Source organism: Marinobacter qingdaonensis (assembly GCF_034555935.1).
GTDB classification, from domain to species: Bacteria; Pseudomonadota; Gammaproteobacteria; order Pseudomonadales; family Oleiphilaceae; genus Marinobacter; species Marinobacter qingdaonensis.
Window position 1 is genome coordinate 2,079,096 of record NZ_JAYDCJ010000003.1, and the last position, 16,946, is coordinate 2,096,041.

Sequence of the window (16,946 nt, forward strand, 5' to 3'; positions counted from 1 at the left end):
ATAAATGAGGATGACGCATGGCGTTTGATGCTGATGAAGAGATTCTGCAGGACTTCGTGGTCGAAGCAGGCGAGATTCTCGAAAAGCTGTCCGAACAGCTGGTAGATCTTGAGCAAAATCCGGACGACAGCGATCTGCTCAACGCCATCTTCCGGGGTTTCCATACGGTCAAGGGGGGCGCCGGCTTCCTGCAGCTGGAAGCCCTGGTGAACTGCTGCCATTCCGCGGAAAACGTGTTCGACACCCTGCGCAACCACAAGCGCAAGGTGGACTCGGAACTGATGGACGTGGTGCTTGAGGCCCTGGACCACGTCAACGCCATGTTTGATCAGGTCCGCAACCGGGAGGAACTGACTCCCGCCCCGGACTCCCTGATTGTCTCTCTGGATGCCCTGGCGGAACCGGCCAGCGAGTCCCCGGTGGCCCAGCCCGCGGCACCCGTCAGTGCCGAGCCGGTGGCCGACGGCGACGACGGGGGTTACATCACCGACGACGAATTTGAACAGTTGCTGGACGCCCTGCACGACGGCGCACCCGGCGCCGGCCCTGCCCAGACCGAATCATCCTCCGAGCCGGCCCCGACCGGTGCCGACCAGGGCGCGGACGCCGGGGCGGGCGACGACATCACCGACGACGAATTCGAAGCGCTGCTTGACCAGCTGCACGGCAAAGGCCAGTTTGCTGGCGCGCCTGCGTCCGAGGACGCGGCCGGATCCAGCGCCAGTGCGCCCGAGTCGGTCCCGGCCAGCGCCGGCCAGCCGGCCCAGGCCGGCGGCGATGACCTGATCACCGACGACGAATTTGAGAAGCTGCTGGACGAGCTGCACGGCAAGGGCGGTGGCCCCACGGGCGCCGACACGGCCAAGGCCGAGCCCGAGCCCGCCGCCAGCGCACCGGCACCGGAACCCAAGCAGCCCGAGCCGAAAAAAGCCGAGCCGGCGACACCGGCGCCCGAGCCCAAGCCCGCTGCCAAGTCGGCGGCACCGGCCCGGGACGCGGCGCCGGCCGCCGAAACCACCGTGCGGGTCGACACCAAGCGCCTGGACGACATCATGAACATGGTCGGCGAGCTGGTGCTGGTGCGGAACCGGCTGCAGCGTCTGGGTGCGGACAGCGAAGACGAACACATGCACAAGGCGGTGTCCAACCTGGACGTGGTTACCACCGACCTGCAGGCCGCGGTCATGCAGACCCGGATGCAGCCGATCAAGAAGGTCTTTGGTCGCTTCCCCCGGGTGGTCCGGGATCTGGCCCGCAGCCTGAAAAAAGAAGTGAACCTGGTGATGCACGGGGAGGAGACCGACCTCGACAAGAACCTGGTTGAGGCGCTGTCCGATCCGCTGGTGCACCTGGTGCGCAACTCGGTGGACCACGGCATTGAAGCGCCCGAGGTCCGGGAGAAAGCCGGCAAACCGCGTCAGGGCACCGTGACCCTGTCGGCGGAACAGGAAGGCGATCACATCCTGCTGGCCATCGAGGACGACGGCGCCGGTATGGATCCGGAGGTGCTGCGGCGCAAGGCGGTCGAGAAGGGCATCTACGAGCAGGACGCCGCCGATCGGCTGACTGACAACGAATGCTTCAACCTGATCTTCGCGGCCGGTTTCTCCACCAAGGAGCAGATCTCCGACGTGTCCGGCCGGGGCGTCGGCATGGACGTGGTCAAGACCAAGATTGGCCAGCTCAACGGCCAGATCAGCATCGTCTCGGAGCTGGGCAAGGGCTCGCGGATCATCATCAAGGTGCCGCTCACCCTGGCCATCATGCCGACCCTGATGATCATGCTGGGCGAGCAGTCGTTTGCGCTGCCGCTGGTGAACGTGGTGGAGATCTTCCACCTGGACCTGACCAAGACCAACATCGTCGATGGCCGCGAATGCATCGTGGTCCGGGACAAGGTTTTCCCCCTGTTCCACATCAAGCGCTGGCTGGTGAAAGGCGCCGCCGGCAACGCCGAGCCGGAGAACGCCCACGTGGTGATCGTTGCCATGGGTACCAAGCAGGTGGGCTTCGTGGTGGACCAACTGGTCGGCCAGGAAGAAGTGGTCATCAAGCCCCTGGGCCGGGCCCTGCAGGGCACGCCGGGCATGGCCGGAGCGACCATCACCGGCGACGGTCGGATCGCCCTCATCATTGATGTTCCCAGCCTGCTGCAGCACTACAGCTGACGTCGTTCGGGACCGGAATTGGGTAGGAGAAAGGGATGACAGTTTCTGTCCTGGTCGTCGATGACTCGGGCTTCTTTCGCAAGCGGCTGACGGAAATCCTGACCGGGTCTGGCCAGATCAAGGTGGTCGGTGCCGCCACCAACGGCCGCGAAGGGGTCGAGCTGGCCCAACGGCTGCGCCCGGACGTGATCACCATGGATTACGAGATGCCGGTGATGGACGGCATTTCCGCGGTCCGGGAGATCATGCAGAAACACCCGGTGCCAGTGCTGATGTTCTCCTCGCTGACCTACGAAGGCGCCCGGGTGACCCTGGACGCCCTGGAAGCCGGTGCGGTGGATTTTCTGCCCAAGAATTTCGAGGAGATCGCCCGGGACACCAGTCAGCTGCAGAAGATCCTGATCGATCGCATCCTGGACGTCGCCGGCAGCCGGCCGGGTGCCCGACCCAGCCCCGCGCCGACCAGCGCGCCGGTGGCCCGTCCGGCAGAACCGACCCGGCCCCGGCCGCATTCCCCGAGTCCTCGTACAACCCCGCCCGCGCGCCCGGCCGCCTCGGCCCCGGCGCCCGAGCCGGAAGCGCCCCGCCGGTCGGCCCGGCGAGGGGCCGCCAAACACTACAGCGTGGTTGGCATTGGTACCTCCACCGGCGGCCCGGTCGCGCTGCAGCGGGTCCTGACCGCTCTGCCGGCATCGTTCCCGGCACCCATTGTCCTGGTCCAGCACATGCCGGCCAGTTTCACGCCGGCCTTTGCTGAGCGCCTGAACAAGCTGTGCCAGATCCAGGTTCGCCAGGCCGAAGACGGCGACATCCTGAAACCCGGCCTGGCCCTGCTGGCCCCGGGTGGCAAGCAGATGATGATCGAGAACCGCGGCGGTCAGGGCCGGGTGCGCATCCTGCCCGGCGACGAGCGCCTGAACTACAAGCCCTGTGTCGACGTCACCTTCGGTTCCCTGGCCCGCAGCTTTCCGGGCAAGACCCTGGGGGTGATCCTGACCGGCATGGGCGCGGACGGGCGCGACGGCTGCCGGATGATGAAGCAGAGTGGCTCGGACGTCTGGTCCCAGGACGAGAAGACCTCGGTCATCTACGGCATGCCGATGGCGGTGGCCAAGGCAGGGCTGAGCGACGAGGTGCTGCCCTTGGGTGACATTGGCCCGCGCCTGGTGGAAGGGGTCGGCTGATGGATATCCTGAGCCTGCTGGGAATCATCCTCGCGTTCGCCGCCATTCTCGGTGGCAACCTGCTCGAAGGCGGTGCCCTGAGCTCATTGTTCAATGGGCCGGCGGCGCTGATCGTCATCGGCGGGACCCTGGCGGCCACCATCCTGCAGACCTCTTGGCCGATCCTGAAGCGCGCCTTCCTGCAGGTGCGCTGGGTGTTCGTGCCGCCGTTCATCAGCATGGAAGACGGCATTGGCAAGGTCATCGACTGGAGCGTCAAGGCCCGCAAACAGGGTTTGCTGGGTCTCGAAGGCCTGGCCGATCGTGAGCCGGAAGTCTTCGCCCGCAAGGGCCTGCAGTTGCTGGTCGATGGCGCCGAGACCGAAAGCATTCGCAGCATTCTGGAGGTCGACCTGGAGTCCCGGGAGCAGCGCGACCTGGAATCGGCCAAGGTGTTCGAAGCCATGGGCGGTTACTCGCCCACCATCGGCATCATTGGCGCGGTCATGGGGCTGATCCAGGTCATGACCAATCTGGAAGACCCCCAGTCCCTGGGCGGTGGCATTGCCACCGCGTTCGTCGCCACCATTTACGGGGTCGCCCTGGCCAACCTGCTGTTCTTCCCCATTGCCAACAAACTGCGGGGCATCGTCCGGGTTCGCACCCGGTACCAGGACATGATGATTGACGGCATCATTGCCATCGCCGAGGGTGAAAATCCGAAATCCATCGAAATGCGACTGCGGGGTTTCCTGCACTAGCCATGGTCGGGGCATCGTATGCGGCGCCGTAGACAATCCCAAGAGGACCTCCACAACAAGGAGCGCTGGCTGATCTCCTACGCGGACTTCATTACCCTGCTGTTCGCGTTTTTTGTGGTCATGTACTCGGTGTCCTCGGTCAACCAGGGCAAATACAAGGTCCTGTCCGAAACCCTGACCGGGGTGTTCAATGCGCCCCAGCGTTCGATCAATCCCATCGAGGTCGGGGAGCAGCCGGAGCCGGCGGTGGCGGCCCCCTCGGACGACGTCATCCCGCCGCCGGTGGCGGAAGCCCCCAGCGGCCCCCAGCAGGATGCCGAGTCGCGCTCAGAGGCGCTGCGGGCCATGGCCGACCAGCTGGCCCTGGAGTTTGACGACCTGATCAACCGGGGCGTGGTCACCCTGGAAACCAACGATCGCTGGCTCGCCCTCAATCTGCCCAACAGCCTGCTGTTCAGCAGCGGCGACGCCGAGCCTCACTACGACGCGTTCGACGTCATCCGGAAAATCGCCAGCGTGCTGCGTGACCGGGACAACGCGGTCAAGGTCGAGGGCTTTACCGACAACCAGCCCATCAGCACCAGCCGGTTCCCGTCCAACTGGGAACTGTCGTCGGCCCGGGCGGCGGCCGTGGTGCGCATGCTGACCATGGAAGGCGTGGAACCGGAACGCTTGGCCGCGGTCGGTTACGGCCGGTTCCAGCCGGTGGCCCGCAACGACACCGACGAGGGCCGCCGTCGTAACCGTAGGGTGGTGCTGCTGATTTCCCGTGACGCCAGCGTGCGTGGCGCCATGCGCTGAGGCGAGGGCAGGTGGCAGGTGCGTATGGCTGGGCTGGCACGGTTCCTGTATTACTCCCTGGTAATCAAACAACCCCGGCAAGCGGTTGCCGTTTTCCTGCCGATTGGGCCCCGGGCGGGTTCAAGTTACGGTACGGGTGGCCGATAAACCGGAAAGCAGCGGGCCCGGGCCCCGCGGCCAAGATCTGTTCTCTGGAGAAACAAGCGTGCGAATCTGGGCGGTAGCCAATCAAAAAGGTGGTGTGGGCAAAACCACGTCCGTGGTGACCCTGGCCGGTCTGCTGGCTGGGCGCGGTAAACGTGTGCTGGTGGTGGATCTGGATCCCCACGGCTCGCTCACCAGCTGGTTCGGGTACGACCCGGACACCATCGCCCACAGCGTGTTCGATCTGTTCCAGCACCAGGGCAAGGTGCCGGAGGGCTTGCCCGCACAACTGATCACCGAAACCAGTTGCCGGGGCGTGTCCCTGCTGCCGGCCAGTGCCGCCCTGGCCACGCTGGAGCGTCGGATGGTGGGTGTCGAGGGCATGGGGCTGATCATTTCCCGGGCCCTGGCCCAGTTGTGGGACGACTTCGACTACGTGATTCTGGACAACACCCCGTCGCTGGGGGTGTTGATGGTCAACGCCCTGGCGGCGGCCCAGCACCTGGTGATTCCGGTGCAGACCGAGTTTCTCGCGATCAAGGGGCTCGAGCGCATGCTACACACCCTGCAAATGATCATGCGCTCCCAGCGCAACGAGCTGCCGTACACCATTGTGCCCACCCTCTACGACCGCCGTACCCAGGCCTCGGTCAAGAGTCTCAACCTGCTGCGCAAAACCTATCCCGACACCCTGTGGCGCTACGCGGTTCCGGTCGACACCAAATTCCGCGACGCCAGTCAGGCCGGTGTGGTGCCTTCGGCCGTGGATACCGACACCCACGGCGTGCGCGCCTACACGCACCTGCTGGACGATCTGCTGGCCCGCACCGGGTCGGTGAAGGAGCGCTAGCATGGCCGACGAAAAATTGACAAGGCTGGCGGACCCGGCCAGCGCCATTGCCAGCTACCTGGACGACCTGCTGCACACGGCGACCGACACCGCGCTCCAGGAGGAGCGGTCGGAACCCGAGCCGGCCCCGACCCGGACGGAGGTCAAGGTCGAGCCCGCGCCGGTGGAGGCGCCAGTGGAAACCAAACCGGTGGTGGCCGAGGCCCCGGTCGCAGAGGCGCCCGTAGCTGAAGCCCCGGTTGCCAGGACCGAGGTGCCGGAGCCCCAGGTTGTGGCACAGCCGGAGCCGGAATCCGAACCGGTCCAGCCCGATGGCCGGCCGGACTGGTCCGGCGCCCCGTTCGAATGCCTGATCTTCACCGTGGCCGGACTGCAACTGGCGGTGCCGCTGATCCTGTTGGGCGCCATCCACCGGGTCGAAGACGACAGCGAAATCCGGCCGATTCCCGGCAGCCCACGCTGGTACATGGGCATTCGCCCGGATCGGGACCAGAATCTGCGGGTGGTGGACACCGCCGAGTGGATCATGGCCGGCCGGGTGCCGGACAACGCCCGCGACAACTACCGGTTTGTGATCCGGCTGGACAACAGCGAGTGGGGCCTGGCCTGCGACGACGTCGCCCAGTCCTTTACCCTGCGGCCCGACGAAGTGCGCTGGCGCACCGCGCGCAGCAAGCGGCCCTGGCTGGCGGGTACCGTAATCGATCACATGTGCGCCCTCATTGACGTACGCACCATGGCTGACCTGCTGGTGCGGGCGGAACGGGAGCACCATCTGGACCTCAGCTGAGGCCAAAACCAGTTACGGATTGAAACCGAGCCACACTGGCACGGTTTATGCCCTTACTACTAGTATTGGGCACTGATGATGATTTTTTGACGATCAGGTTGCCCGCCGGGCAGCCGCAGAGGAGAAACAGCGCTATGGCATCCCCGAGCGGACAGCACAATCAGGTCCAGGACGATCAGGTACTGCAGTATGTGACTTTCCGGCTGGATGACGAGACCTACGGTCTGGACGTCATGCAGATCCAGGAAGTGTTGAGATACACCGAGATTGCGCCGGTGCCCGGAGCGCCGGATTACGTGCTCGGCATCATCAACCTGCGGGGCAACGTGGTCACGGTCATCGACACCCGTCGCCGCTTTGGTCTGGCGGATGCGGAAGTCACCGACGCCACCCGCATCGTGGTGATGGAATCCGAAAACCAGGTCATGGGCATTCTGGTGGATTCGGTGGCCGAGGTGGTGTACCTGAAGTCCAGTGAAATCGAAACCGCGCCGAACGTGGGTAACGAGGAAAGTGCCAAGTTTATCCAGGGCGTGTGCAACAAGGATGGCGAGCTGATCATCCTGGTTGAGTTCGACAAGATGCTGTCAGAAAGCGAATGGGCGGAAATCGCCGCGCTGTAACCCGAAACTCCGGGCCGCAGCGCCAGAGATGGACGCCTTTCGGGTTAACCAACGGGAGACGTCCGTCATGTTTGCAGAAATTCCTTCCTACCTTCCCTGGGCCCTGACCGCCGGTGCCCTGGCGCTGCTGGTGATTCAGGGCGTTGCCCAAGGCCGCCAAATTCGCCAGTTGAAAGCCTCGCTCAAGGACCGGTGCGACACCCTGGGGCGCGAGCTGCACGCCACCACCAGTGGCAGTGTCGGTGTCGGCCAGCGTCTGGTCGCCTGCGAGCGTCAGCTGCACGAACTGCGGACCACCCTGGATGAGATGCGCCAGAACGACCCGCTGCGAATCTCCTACGACGAGGCCTCCCGTCTGGTCGATCTGGGCGCCGACATCGACGATTTGATGAACACCTGCGGCATTTCCCGTCCCGAGGCCGAACTGGTTTCCGCGCTCAAGCGTCGTCAGGCGGCCTGAGGCGCCAGGTCGTTCAATCCGCGGCGGAGGGCCTGGACTCGCCGCCACCCGGGCGCGCGTCTTCGGGCGTGCGTCCGCGGATGTGGAACGCAAACGCCAGAATCTCTGCAATCACCCGATACAGACTCTCGGGAATCTCCTCGTTCAGTGACAGCCGCGCCAATAGGCTGGCCAGCTCGGCGTTCTCGTACAGCGGTACCTCATGCTCCCGGGCAATCCGGACGATCTCTTCCGCCAGTTCATGGGTGCCGGTCGCAGTGATGGTCGGTGCCTTGTCACCATCGTATTTCAGGGCCACCGCCGCGTTGGTCGTTGGCTGGGACGTCTGTTCGGTCATGCGCGCGTATCCACCAGTCGGTGCTCCAGTCGGGTGACCGTACCCTGGGGACTGCCACGCCGGCAATCCAGGTCCGTCACTTCCAGTCCCAGGTCAGCCAGGCTTTGTCGCAGCAACGGCAGTTCCTGATGCACCTGGCGCAGGGTGCTTTGTTTTTCCGCCCACACCAGGGCGCTGACGGTTTGCTGACGCAGGGCCACGTCGAAGTGCAGGGGACCGGCGTCATCCAGATCCATGGCCAGGCTTAGCCGCCATTCACTGGCCGCGGCCTTGGGTTGGTCGGACCCGCTCTGACCCCGTTCGGGGTATTGTTCCAGTCTCAGTTGGGCCACCCGGGGTTCGTTTTGCGGAGTCACCCAGGGCAGCTCCAGCAGCAGCGACGAGGTGGGTGCCGGGCCTTCGCCGCCGGGCCGGGCGGCCAGCACCTGGCTGTGCAACTGGTTCACCGTAATGCGATTGAGCATGCCCGCCAGCAGTCGCAGCATCTGGCCCACGGTGGGCGGCTCGCCGGTAGACGCCGCGGGCGTTGGACTGGGCGGTTGCGGAAACTGCAGGGGGGCCTGCACCAGGTCCGGGCTGGCCAGGGGCGTGATCCGGTTGAATTGCTCCGGCCCCTGGCCTTGTTGCGCCAGCAGCGCCGTGACCACCCGGCCCAGGGCCAGTTTCAGGTCCGGCAGGGTATTGGACGGTGTCTGGGCCAGGCGGGCTTCGGCAAACAGCCCGCTTTCTGCGATCCATTGTTTGACCTGCTGCACAGGCTGGTCCTGGCCGCCGCTGCCCGGGGTCAGCGCGGTGCTGGCGGGCATCCTGGTGAGCACCTGCTGGAGCGCCTGGCGGGCGGCGTCCGGCAGTGGTTGGCTGGTTCGGGACGAGGGCAGCTGGCCCGGGGTCAGGTCCGGTGCCAGGCCCTGGCTCAGGCTGGCGAGCAGTTTGGTCAGGCCCGCGCCCAGGTTCTGTTGCCACGGCAGGTGCTGCGCCAGGGCCTTGGCAATCCCGGCCTCCGCCGCCGGCGCCAGTTTGCCCAGCAGCTGCAGTTCGTTATTGGCCCGCATGATCTTGACCCAGTCGCCGGGCTCGAGCCGGGTGTTGCCGATGGCGGCCTCCACCTTCAGGCTATTGCCCCGAACGTCCAACAGGAGTTCAGTGGTTGCCTGACCTTGCCGGGTGATCACTTCGGCCACCCGGGCCAGGGTGGTCTGGCGGTTGGCCAGCTGCAGGGCGTCCAGCTGCAGGCGTGCGGACGGCGGCATCTTGTCCGTCGGCCCGGTCGGTGCCGGCCCGGCCCCGGTCGCACGCGGGCCCGACTGGGGCACTGGCCCAGAGGCTGGTGGCGGCTGTTGGCCGCTAGGTACTTTCATATCACCCACGTCACCTGCATATCACCCACGTCACCTGCATATCACCCATTACACCCACCTATCACCCGCCGGTTGGCGGCGGGTCAGTGGCACGATCCGCGGCCGGCCATCGAATTGGGGGCCGACCAGAGTAATCCGTAAACGCTTTCGTTATAATACGCCGCGCCGGCGGGTGGTGCCGTGAATAACGCCCAAGTCCGCCGACTCTGTCTTGAATACACCCGATGCTGCAACCGCGCGCATCGTCCTGGCTACGGGGCCCCGATGTCTGAGCCGTTACTACAGGCCGTCAATCTCCAGTGTGAACGCGATGAGCGGATGCTGTTCCGCGATCTCTCGTTTTCCATACTGCCGGGTACGGTCACCCGTGTCGAGGGCGCCAACGGTACCGGAAAAACCACGCTGCTGCGGATACTTGCCGGCCTCAACGACGCCTGGGCCGGGGACGTGCGGTGGCGGGGCCAGCTGCGCCGGCATCAGCGTGAGGAATTCCTGCGCAACACCCTGTACCTGGGGCACCGCCCGGGTATCAAAGGCTTGTTGACCCCGGTGGAGAATCTGCGCGCCCTCGAGGCGGCCCGGCGCCCGGTGTCGGACCGGGTGCTGCGCCAGGCCCTGGCCGGGACCGGCCTCGACGGCTTCCAGGACGTGCCCTGTCGCAAGCTGTCGGCCGGGCAGCAGCGCCGGGTGGCCCTGGCGCGCCTGCTGATCGCCGACGAGCCCCTGTGGCTGCTGGATGAAGTCTTCACCGCCATCGACGCCGACGGAGTCCAGGCCATGGAAGCCTTGCTGCAACAACGTGCCGACGAGGGCGGGGCAGTGGTCGTCACCACCCACCACGACTTGCAACTGCCGGGTATGCACCGCATCTGCCTGGGTGAGGGAGCCGGCCCGTGAACGCTGACACCCGTCCATTGATCAAGTCCCAGGACGCCGCCGTCGGTACCGGTGTTGCCATGCGGGCGGTGTTCGCCCGGGACATGAAGGTGGCGTTCCGCCAGCGCCAGGATCTGCTCAATCCGCTGCTGTTTTTCATCATGGTGGTGACGCTGTTCCCCCTCGGAGTCAGCCCGGAAGTAGCATTTCTGCGTGAAGCCGGGGCCGGTATTCTCTGGGTAGCGGCGTTGCTGTCGGTCTTGCTGTCCCTGGATCATCTGTTCCGGCACGACTTTGACGACGGCACCCTTGAGCAGTTGGTGATGCAGCCTCATCCGCTGTTCCTGCTGGTGCTCGCCAAGACCCTGGCGCACTGGGTCCTGACTGGATTGCCGCTGGTGCTGCTGGCGCCGGTGCTGGGGGTCATGGTGCACCTGGACGGGAACTCTATTGCGGTTTTGTGTCTAACGCTGCTGATTGGCACGCCGGTGTTGAGTCTGATCGGCTCCATCGGGGCGGCGTTGACCCTGGGATTGCGGTCGGCAGGGGTGCTCTTGTCTCTGCTGATCATCCCGCTGTACATTCCGGTCCTGATCTTTGGCACCGGCACCGTGGCGGCCGCCGCCGAAGGCGCACCGGTCGCCGGTTACCTGGCGCTGCTGGGAGCCTTCCTGGTCCTGGCCACAACCCTGGCGCCCTTTGCGGCCGCGGCAGCGCTCCGAATCAGCCTGTCGAACAGTTAGGACTTAGTCGATGATGTGTAGGGTATCCTTCTGATGTGGCAGATTTTTCATAAACTGGGGTCACCCAAATGGTTCTTCGGGATTGCGACCCGATTGATGCCCTGGCTGCTGGCCGCCGGCGCAATCCTGCTGCTGTCGGGGCTGGTCTGGGGCCTGGCGTTCGCGCCCAAGGATTACCTGCAGGGCAACAGTTACCGCATCATCTTCATCCACGTGCCCTCCGCGTTCCTGGCCCAGTCGGTCTACATCATGATGGCGGTGGCCGCCGTGGTGACCCTGGTCTGGCGCATGAAACTGGCGGATGTGTTCGTTCGGTCGGTGGCACCGGTCGGTCTGGTGCTGACCTTCCTGGCCCTGTTCACCGGTGCGGTCTGGGGCAAACCCACCTGGGGCACCTGGTGGATCTGGGACGCCCGGCTGACCTCCATGCTGATCCTGCTGTTCCTGTATGGCGGTGTGATCGCGCTGGATCGGGCCATCAATGATGAAAAGTCCGCCGCCCGCGCTGTGGCGGTCTTGGTGCTGGTTGGGGTCGTAAATATCCCTATCATCAAATACTCGGTGGAATGGTGGAATACCTTGCATCAGCCGGCGACCTTCAAACTCACGGAAAAGCCGTCCATGCCGGCGGAAATGTGGGTGCCCCTGCTGCTGTCGGTATTGGGGCTGTACCTGTTGTTCGGCTGGCTCGCCTGCCTACGCATGCAGACCGAAATCCTGGTCCGTGAACAGCGCACCCGCTGGGTCCGTGACCATGTCACCGCGAAGGGGAGACACTGATGGCGTTCGATTCCTTGGCCGCGTTTATCCAGATGGAAGGGCACGGTCCCTATGTCTGGACCTGTTATGGCGCCTTTTTCCTGCTGCTTGGCGGGTTGATGGTCGGCTCGCTGCGCAAGCGCCGGGCGGTGATCCAATCCTGCCAGCGGCTGTATGATTCCCTCGACGACAGCGCCCGGGCACCGGCCAAGCAGGCCCCGGCGACGTTCGCGCGCGTAAACGTTTCCCAAGATTGACCAGCAGGTAACCCATGCACCCGATCCGAAAAAAACGGCTGACCATCGTCCTCTTTCTGCTTGTTGGCCTGGCCATTGCCGTGGGCCTGACCACTTACGCGCTGCGCCAGAACATCAACCTGTTCTACGACCCCAGCCAGATCTCCGCCGGTGAGGCGCCGGTGGACGTGCGCATCCGTGCCGGTGGCATGGTGGAGGAAGGCTCGGTCCTGCGCGACCCGGACAGCCTGAAGGTCGAATTCCGGGTCACCGATTTCAGCGCCTCGGTGCCGGTGGTGTACGAGGGCATCCTGCCGGACCTGTTTGCCGAAGGGCAGGGCGTGGTGGCCATGGGCCGGCTGAACGGTGAGGGCCGCTTTGTCGCCGACCAGGTGCTGGCCAAGCACGACGAGAACTACATGCCTCCGGAGGTGGCCGACGCGCTGGCCAAAGCCGAGCAGCGCCAGCGCGCCGCCGACCAGGCCGATGAAACCACCGCTTACTGATTTAACTTGATGAACAGCCGATAATGGCTGGAGGGCTTAGATGTATCCGGAACTCGGACAGCTCGCACTGATTCTCTCGCTCCTGCTGGCAGTGCTCCTTTCCGTTGTGCCCCTGGTGGGTTCCATCGCCGGGCGTGACAACCTGCAGGCGTTTGCCAGACCCCTGGCTTCCGGTCTGTTTGTCTTCGTAGCGCTGGCCTTTGCGCTGCTGACCCAGGCCTTCCTGACCGACGACTTCTCCGTGGCCTACGTCGCCAACAACAGCAACAGCATGCTGCCCTGGTACTACAAGTTCAGCGCCGTCTGGGGCGGGCACGAGGGCTCGCTGCTGCTCTGGATCCTGATGCTGGCGGGCTGGACCCTGGCCGTTGCGATTTTCAGCCGGCGCCTGCCGGCGGTGATGATTTCCCAGGTCCTGTCGGTGCTGGGCATGGTGACCGTGGGCTTCCTGCTGTTCATCATCATTACCTCCAATCCGTTCGACCGCCTGCTGCCGAACGTGCCGGCCGACGGTGCCGACCTGAACCCGCTGCTGCAGGATTTCGGTCTGATCGTGCACCCACCGATGCTGTACATGGGCTATGTCGGCTTCTCGGTGGCGTTTGCCTTTGCCATCGCGGCCCTGATGAACGGGCGCCTGGATGCGGCCTGGGCCCGCTGGTCCCGGCCCTGGACCACCGTCGCCTGGGCCTTCCTGTCCCTGGGTATCGCCCTGGGTAGCTGGTGGGCCTATTACGAACTGGGCTGGGGCGGCTGGTGGTTCTGGGACCCGGTCGAGAACGCCTCGCTCCTGCCCTGGCTGTCCGGCACCGCGCTGATGCACTCGCTGGCGGTCACCGAGAAGCGCGGCGTGTTCAAGAGCTGGACCGTACTGCTGGCCATCGTCACTTTCTCCCTGAGCCTGCTGGGTACCTTCCTGGTGCGCTCCGGGGTGCTGACCTCGGTCCACGCCTTCGCCTCGGATCCTGAGCGGGGTGTGTTCCTGCTCGGCCTGCTGGCCATCACCGTGATTGCGAGCCTGACCCTGTACGCGGTGCGGGCACCGGTGGTGCACGTACGGGCCCGCTACGGCACCCTGTCCCGGGAAATATTCCTGTTGCTCAACAACGTGCTGCTGGTGTCGGCCACCGTGCTGGTCGCGGTCGGTACCCTGTACCCGCTGGTGCTCGATTACCTGGAGATGGGCAAGCTGTCCATCGGCGAGCCGTTCTTCAACCTGACCTTCAGTCCCCTGGCCGTCGCCACCGGCCTGTTGCTGGGCGCGGGCATCTTCTCCCGCTGGAAGAAAACCGACGGTGGCTGGCTCGGCCGCAAGCTGCTCTGGCCCCTGGCCGTGAGCCTGGTGGGCACGGCGGCCATCCTGGTCGGGTACGGCGGTTTCAGCCTCTGGGCCTTCGTCGGGGTCTTTGCCGCCCTCTGGGTGACCGTGGCCACCCTGTGGGACCTGTGGGACAAGTCCTCCTCCCGCAAGGGCCGGCTGCACGGACTCAAGCGCCAGTCCCGCAGCTACTACGGCATGGTGCTGGGGCACCTGGGCCTGGCCATCACCATGGCGGGCGCCACCATCGTGTCCAACTACGGCATCGAGCGGGACGTGCGCATGGAACCGGGCGACGTCGCCAGCGTGGGTAACTACCAGTTCGCGTTCCGGGAAATCGGCGAGCGCCAGGGCGCCAACTTTACCGCCCAGTACGGCCGTTTCGACGTCATCCGGGACGGCGAGATCATCGCCGAACTCTACCCGGAAAAACGCCAGTACCCGGTGGGCATGAGCGTGATGACCGAGGCGGACATCGATGCCGGGCTGTTCCGGGATATCTTCGTGGCGATCGGTGAGCGCATCACCGACAACGCCTGGGCCATCCGGCTGCAGTACAAGCCCCTGGTGCGCTGGTTGTGGCTGGGTTCGGTGTTCATGGCCGCCGGTGGTTTCCTGGCCATTGCCGACCGCCGCTATCGAATTCGTGAACGCAGTCGGGCCACGGCCAAGACTGCCAGTCCCGTCACTGGCTCGGGAGAGTCTGCAGGAGTGGTCTCGTGAAACGGTTTTTTCTGTTCCTCCCTCTGGTTGTCGCCGTGGTCCTGGGCATGGTGCTGTTTGCCGGCATCGGCAAGGACCCCACCAAACTGGATTCCGCGCTGGTCGGGCAGCCGGTGCCGGCCTTCAGCCTGGAAGACCTGGACAACCCGGGCCAGCAACTGGACGCCTCCCTGTTCCAGGGGCAGGTGCAGCTGCTGAACGTCTGGGGGACCTGGTGCCCGGCTTGCCGGGACGAACACGACGACCTGATGTGGCTGGCCCGGGAGCAGGGTGTGTCCATCGTTGGCCTGAACTACAAGGACAACCGGGACGACGCGCTGGTCTGGCTCGACCGCCTGGGCGACCCCTACAGCACCAACATCTACGATCCCCAGGGCCGACTCGGCTTTGACCTGGGAGTGTACGGGGCGCCCGAGACCTTCGTGATCGACGCCCAGGGCGTGGTCCGTTACCGGCACGTGGGTGTGGTCAACAAGAAGGTCTGGCAGGACACCCTGCTGCCGGTGATCAACCAGGTTCGGGAGCAAGGCTGATGGTTCGCATGCTGTCTGTCCTGTTGCTGGTGCTCCTGAGCCCGTTGGCCCAGGCCGAGGTTGCCAATGTCTATGAGTTCGACACCGCCGAGCAGGAGCAGCGGTTCCAGGATCTGATCGTGGAGTTGCGCTGCCCCAAGTGCCAGAACCAGAACATTGCCGATTCCAACGCGCCCATCTCCAAGGACATGCGCGCCGAGGTGTACCGGCGCATGCGGGCCGGTGCCAGTAACGACGAGATCGTCGATGCCCTGGTTGCCCGCTTCGGTGAGTTCATCCTGTACAAACCCCAGGTCGAGAAACGCACCATCCTGCTCTGGGCCACCCCGGCCATCGCTGTCCTCGGCGGCTTGCTGGTGGTCGCCGGCGTGGTCCTGAGGGCCCGGCGTCGCCAGACCGAGCCTGAACCAGCGCTCAACGCCAAGGAGCAGGCCCGGGCCGCGAAAATCCTTGCAGAGGATGATCGGGATTCCAACGCCTGAACCAGTGTTTCTCTGCTGCACCCATGACTGACTCTGTGACCCTATCCCATGACTGAAACCTTCTGGATTGCCGCCACGGTCCTCATCGTTCTTGCCCTGGCGTTCGTGCTCTATCCGGTGCTGTTTCACAGTGCCGGCGCCCGGGAACGCGCCGATCTCCGTAACCAGAACCTGATGGCCTACCGCAGCCGGATGAAAGAGCTGGATTCGGAGTACCAGGCCGGCTTGCTGGACGACGAGAATTACCGGCAGCTGAAGGAAGAGCTGGCTGGGGCCATGCTGGACGATGTCCAGGATGAGGCGCTGGTTAAGCCGGTGCCCAGCGGCCGGAAAACCGCGATTGCCGTCGGACTGATTGCCATTCTGCTGTTCCCGGCGGCCACCTATGTGCTGTACCAGGAGTGGGGCGCCATGGACCAGGTGGAGCAGTTCCTGGCCATGCAGCAGATCGGCGAGACCGACCAGGCCCGCCAGAGCCAGATGCAGGACCTGACCCGCCAGCTGCGGGAGCGGCTGGAAGCCAGCCCGGACAATCCCGATGGCTGGGCTATGCTTGGCCAGAGCTACATGCGCCTGGAGCAGTATGGCGACGCCGCCCAAGCGTTCCGGCGCCTGGCCAATTACGCCCCGGACGAAAGGGCCCGGGCCGTGGCTCTGGGCCTGGCTGCCCAGGCGCTGTTTTTCCAGAGTCAGGGGGCCATGACCGACACCGTGACCCAGGCCATCGAAGACGCCCGAGCGCTCAATCCGGACGAGGTCAACGCCCTGGGGCTGCTGGGTATTCACGCTTTCAGCCAGCAGGAGTACCGGAACGCCATTGGGTATTGGGAGCGCATTGTGACGGTGGCGCCGGATCACCCGCAGCTGGCGTCGATCCAGGATGGTATTCGTGAAGCCTACGTTCGCCTGGGTGAGGAGCCGCCGGCGATGGCGAGTGCCGCGCCCAGTGGTCCGGGCGTGACCGTCCGGGTGTCCATTGCCGACGCTTTTCAGGATCAGGTCGCGGATGACACCGTGCTGTTCGTGTTCGCCCGGCGCCAGGACGGGGCCGGTGGCCCGCCGCTGGCCATTACCCGTTTGACCGCCGCTGACTTGCCCGCGGAAGTACGCCTGGACGACAGCCAGGCCATGTCACCTGACGCCAAGATCTCCGCCGTCGACCGGGTCATGGTTACCGCCCGGTTGAGCCGCTCCGGCAATGCCATCGCCCAGCCCGGGGATTGGCAGGGCAGTCTGGACGCGCCGGCCGATGTCGGCCCGGCCACCGGCGAGCCGGTCGAACTGGTGATCGATCAACAGCTCACCGACTGAGCAT

Annotated in this window: 19 protein-coding genes; 17 read left to right on the forward strand and 2 right to left on the reverse strand. The window is 65.1% G+C overall.

The window, feature by feature from the left end; translation table 11 throughout:
* Positions 1–17: 17 nt before the first annotated feature.
* The 8 genes from U5822_RS12760 (at position 18) to U5822_RS12795 (ending at position 7,760) form a co-directional block, all read left to right on the forward strand.
* Entirely contained in the window at positions 18–2,168 is a 2,151-nt protein-coding gene (locus U5822_RS12760; protein ID WP_322855999.1) for a chemotaxis protein CheA, read from the forward strand.
* Between the two features lie 35 nt (positions 2,169–2,203).
* Positions 2,204–3,352: a protein-glutamate methylesterase/protein-glutamine glutaminase gene (locus tag U5822_RS12765; RefSeq protein ID WP_322856000.1), complete on the forward strand. Its 1,149-nt coding sequence runs from the start codon at positions 2,204–2,206 to the stop codon at positions 3,350–3,352.
* Positions 3,352–4,092, forward strand: a complete 741-nt coding sequence (locus tag U5822_RS12770; RefSeq protein WP_322856001.1) for a flagellar motor protein — start codon at positions 3,352–3,354, stop codon at positions 4,090–4,092. The genes U5822_RS12765 and U5822_RS12770 overlap by 1 nt, the downstream gene beginning before the upstream one ends.
* Before the next feature lie 18 nt (positions 4,093–4,110).
* Positions 4,111–4,893, forward strand: a complete 783-nt coding sequence (gene motD, locus U5822_RS12775) for a flagellar motor protein MotD (protein ID WP_322856002.1) — start codon at positions 4,111–4,113, stop codon at positions 4,891–4,893.
* A 205-nt stretch (positions 4,894–5,098) separates the two neighbouring features.
* Positions 5,099–5,887: a ParA family protein gene (locus U5822_RS12780; RefSeq protein ID WP_322856003.1), complete on the forward strand. Its 789-nt coding sequence runs from the start codon at positions 5,099–5,101 to the stop codon at positions 5,885–5,887.
* A 1-nt stretch (position 5,888) separates the two neighbouring features.
* Positions 5,889–6,677: a chemotaxis protein CheW gene (locus tag U5822_RS12785; RefSeq protein ID WP_322856004.1), complete on the forward strand. Its 789-nt coding sequence runs from the start codon at positions 5,889–5,891 to the stop codon at positions 6,675–6,677.
* Positions 6,678–6,811: 134 nt separating this feature from the next.
* Entirely contained in the window at positions 6,812–7,300 is a 489-nt protein-coding gene (locus U5822_RS12790) for a chemotaxis protein CheW (RefSeq protein ID WP_322856005.1), read from the forward strand.
* 67 nt (positions 7,301–7,367) lie between these two features.
* The gene (locus U5822_RS12795) at positions 7,368–7,760 is read left to right on the forward strand and encodes a DUF2802 domain-containing protein (RefSeq protein ID WP_322856006.1); all 393 of its coding nucleotides are present in this window, start codon (positions 7,368–7,370) and stop codon (positions 7,758–7,760) included.
* Between the two features lie 13 nt (positions 7,761–7,773).
* Here U5822_RS12795 and U5822_RS12800 read toward each other — a convergent pair whose 3' ends face one another.
* Together U5822_RS12800 and fliK are read right to left on the reverse strand one after the other, a co-directional pair.
* Positions 7,774–8,097, reverse strand: a complete 324-nt coding sequence (locus U5822_RS12800) for an EscU/YscU/HrcU family type III secretion system export apparatus switch protein (protein WP_322856007.1) — start codon at positions 8,095–8,097, stop codon at positions 7,774–7,776.
* Positions 8,094–9,455, reverse strand: coding sequence for a flagellar hook-length control protein FliK (gene fliK / locus U5822_RS12805; protein WP_322856008.1), 1,362 nt, complete (start codon positions 9,453–9,455; stop codon positions 8,094–8,096). The genes U5822_RS12800 and fliK overlap by 4 nt, the downstream gene beginning before the upstream one ends.
* Before the next feature lie 264 nt (positions 9,456–9,719).
* Between fliK and ccmA the strand changes: the two genes are divergently transcribed.
* Genes ccmA through ccmI form a run of 9 tightly spaced genes read left to right on the forward strand, consistent with a single transcriptional unit; the run spans position 9,720 to position 16,942 of the window.
* Positions 9,720–10,352, forward strand: a complete 633-nt coding sequence (gene ccmA, locus U5822_RS12810; protein ID WP_322856009.1) for a cytochrome c biogenesis heme-transporting ATPase CcmA — start codon at positions 9,720–9,722, stop codon at positions 10,350–10,352.
* 59 nt (positions 10,353–10,411) lie between these two features.
* Positions 10,412–11,074 carry a heme exporter protein CcmB gene (gene ccmB / locus U5822_RS12815; protein ID WP_322856929.1) on the forward strand — a complete coding sequence of 221 codons (663 nt, stop codon included), beginning with the start codon at positions 10,412–10,414 and terminating at the stop codon, positions 11,072–11,074.
* A gap of 33 nt (positions 11,075–11,107) precedes the next feature.
* Positions 11,108–11,854, forward strand: a complete 747-nt coding sequence (gene ccmC, locus U5822_RS12820; RefSeq protein ID WP_322856010.1) for a heme ABC transporter permease CcmC — start codon at positions 11,108–11,110, stop codon at positions 11,852–11,854.
* Positions 11,854–12,090 (forward strand): heme exporter protein CcmD, encoded by a 237-nt coding sequence (gene ccmD, locus U5822_RS12825; protein ID WP_322856011.1) that lies wholly within the window; start codon positions 11,854–11,856, stop codon positions 12,088–12,090. The genes ccmC and ccmD overlap by 1 nt, the downstream gene beginning before the upstream one ends.
* A gap of 14 nt (positions 12,091–12,104) precedes the next feature.
* Positions 12,105–12,575, forward strand: a complete 471-nt coding sequence (gene ccmE, locus U5822_RS12830) for a cytochrome c maturation protein CcmE (protein WP_322856012.1) — start codon at positions 12,105–12,107, stop codon at positions 12,573–12,575.
* 40 nt (positions 12,576–12,615) lie between these two features.
* The gene (locus tag U5822_RS12835) at positions 12,616–14,616 is read left to right on the forward strand and encodes a heme lyase CcmF/NrfE family subunit (protein WP_322856013.1); all 2,001 of its coding nucleotides are present in this window, start codon (positions 12,616–12,618) and stop codon (positions 14,614–14,616) included.
* On the forward strand, positions 14,613–15,149 hold the full coding sequence (locus tag U5822_RS12840) for a DsbE family thiol:disulfide interchange protein (RefSeq protein ID WP_322856014.1): 537 nt from the start codon (positions 14,613–14,615) through the stop codon (positions 15,147–15,149). The genes U5822_RS12835 and U5822_RS12840 overlap by 4 nt, the downstream gene beginning before the upstream one ends.
* Positions 15,149–15,631, forward strand: a complete 483-nt coding sequence (locus U5822_RS12845) for a cytochrome c-type biogenesis protein (RefSeq protein WP_322856015.1) — start codon at positions 15,149–15,151, stop codon at positions 15,629–15,631. The genes U5822_RS12840 and U5822_RS12845 overlap by 1 nt, the downstream gene beginning before the upstream one ends.
* 48 nt (positions 15,632–15,679) lie before the next feature.
* Complete coding sequence (gene ccmI, locus U5822_RS12850) at positions 15,680–16,942, forward strand: c-type cytochrome biogenesis protein CcmI (RefSeq protein ID WP_322856016.1); 1,263 nt, start codon at positions 15,680–15,682, stop codon at positions 16,940–16,942.
* Positions 16,943–16,946 lie beyond the last annotated feature (4 nt).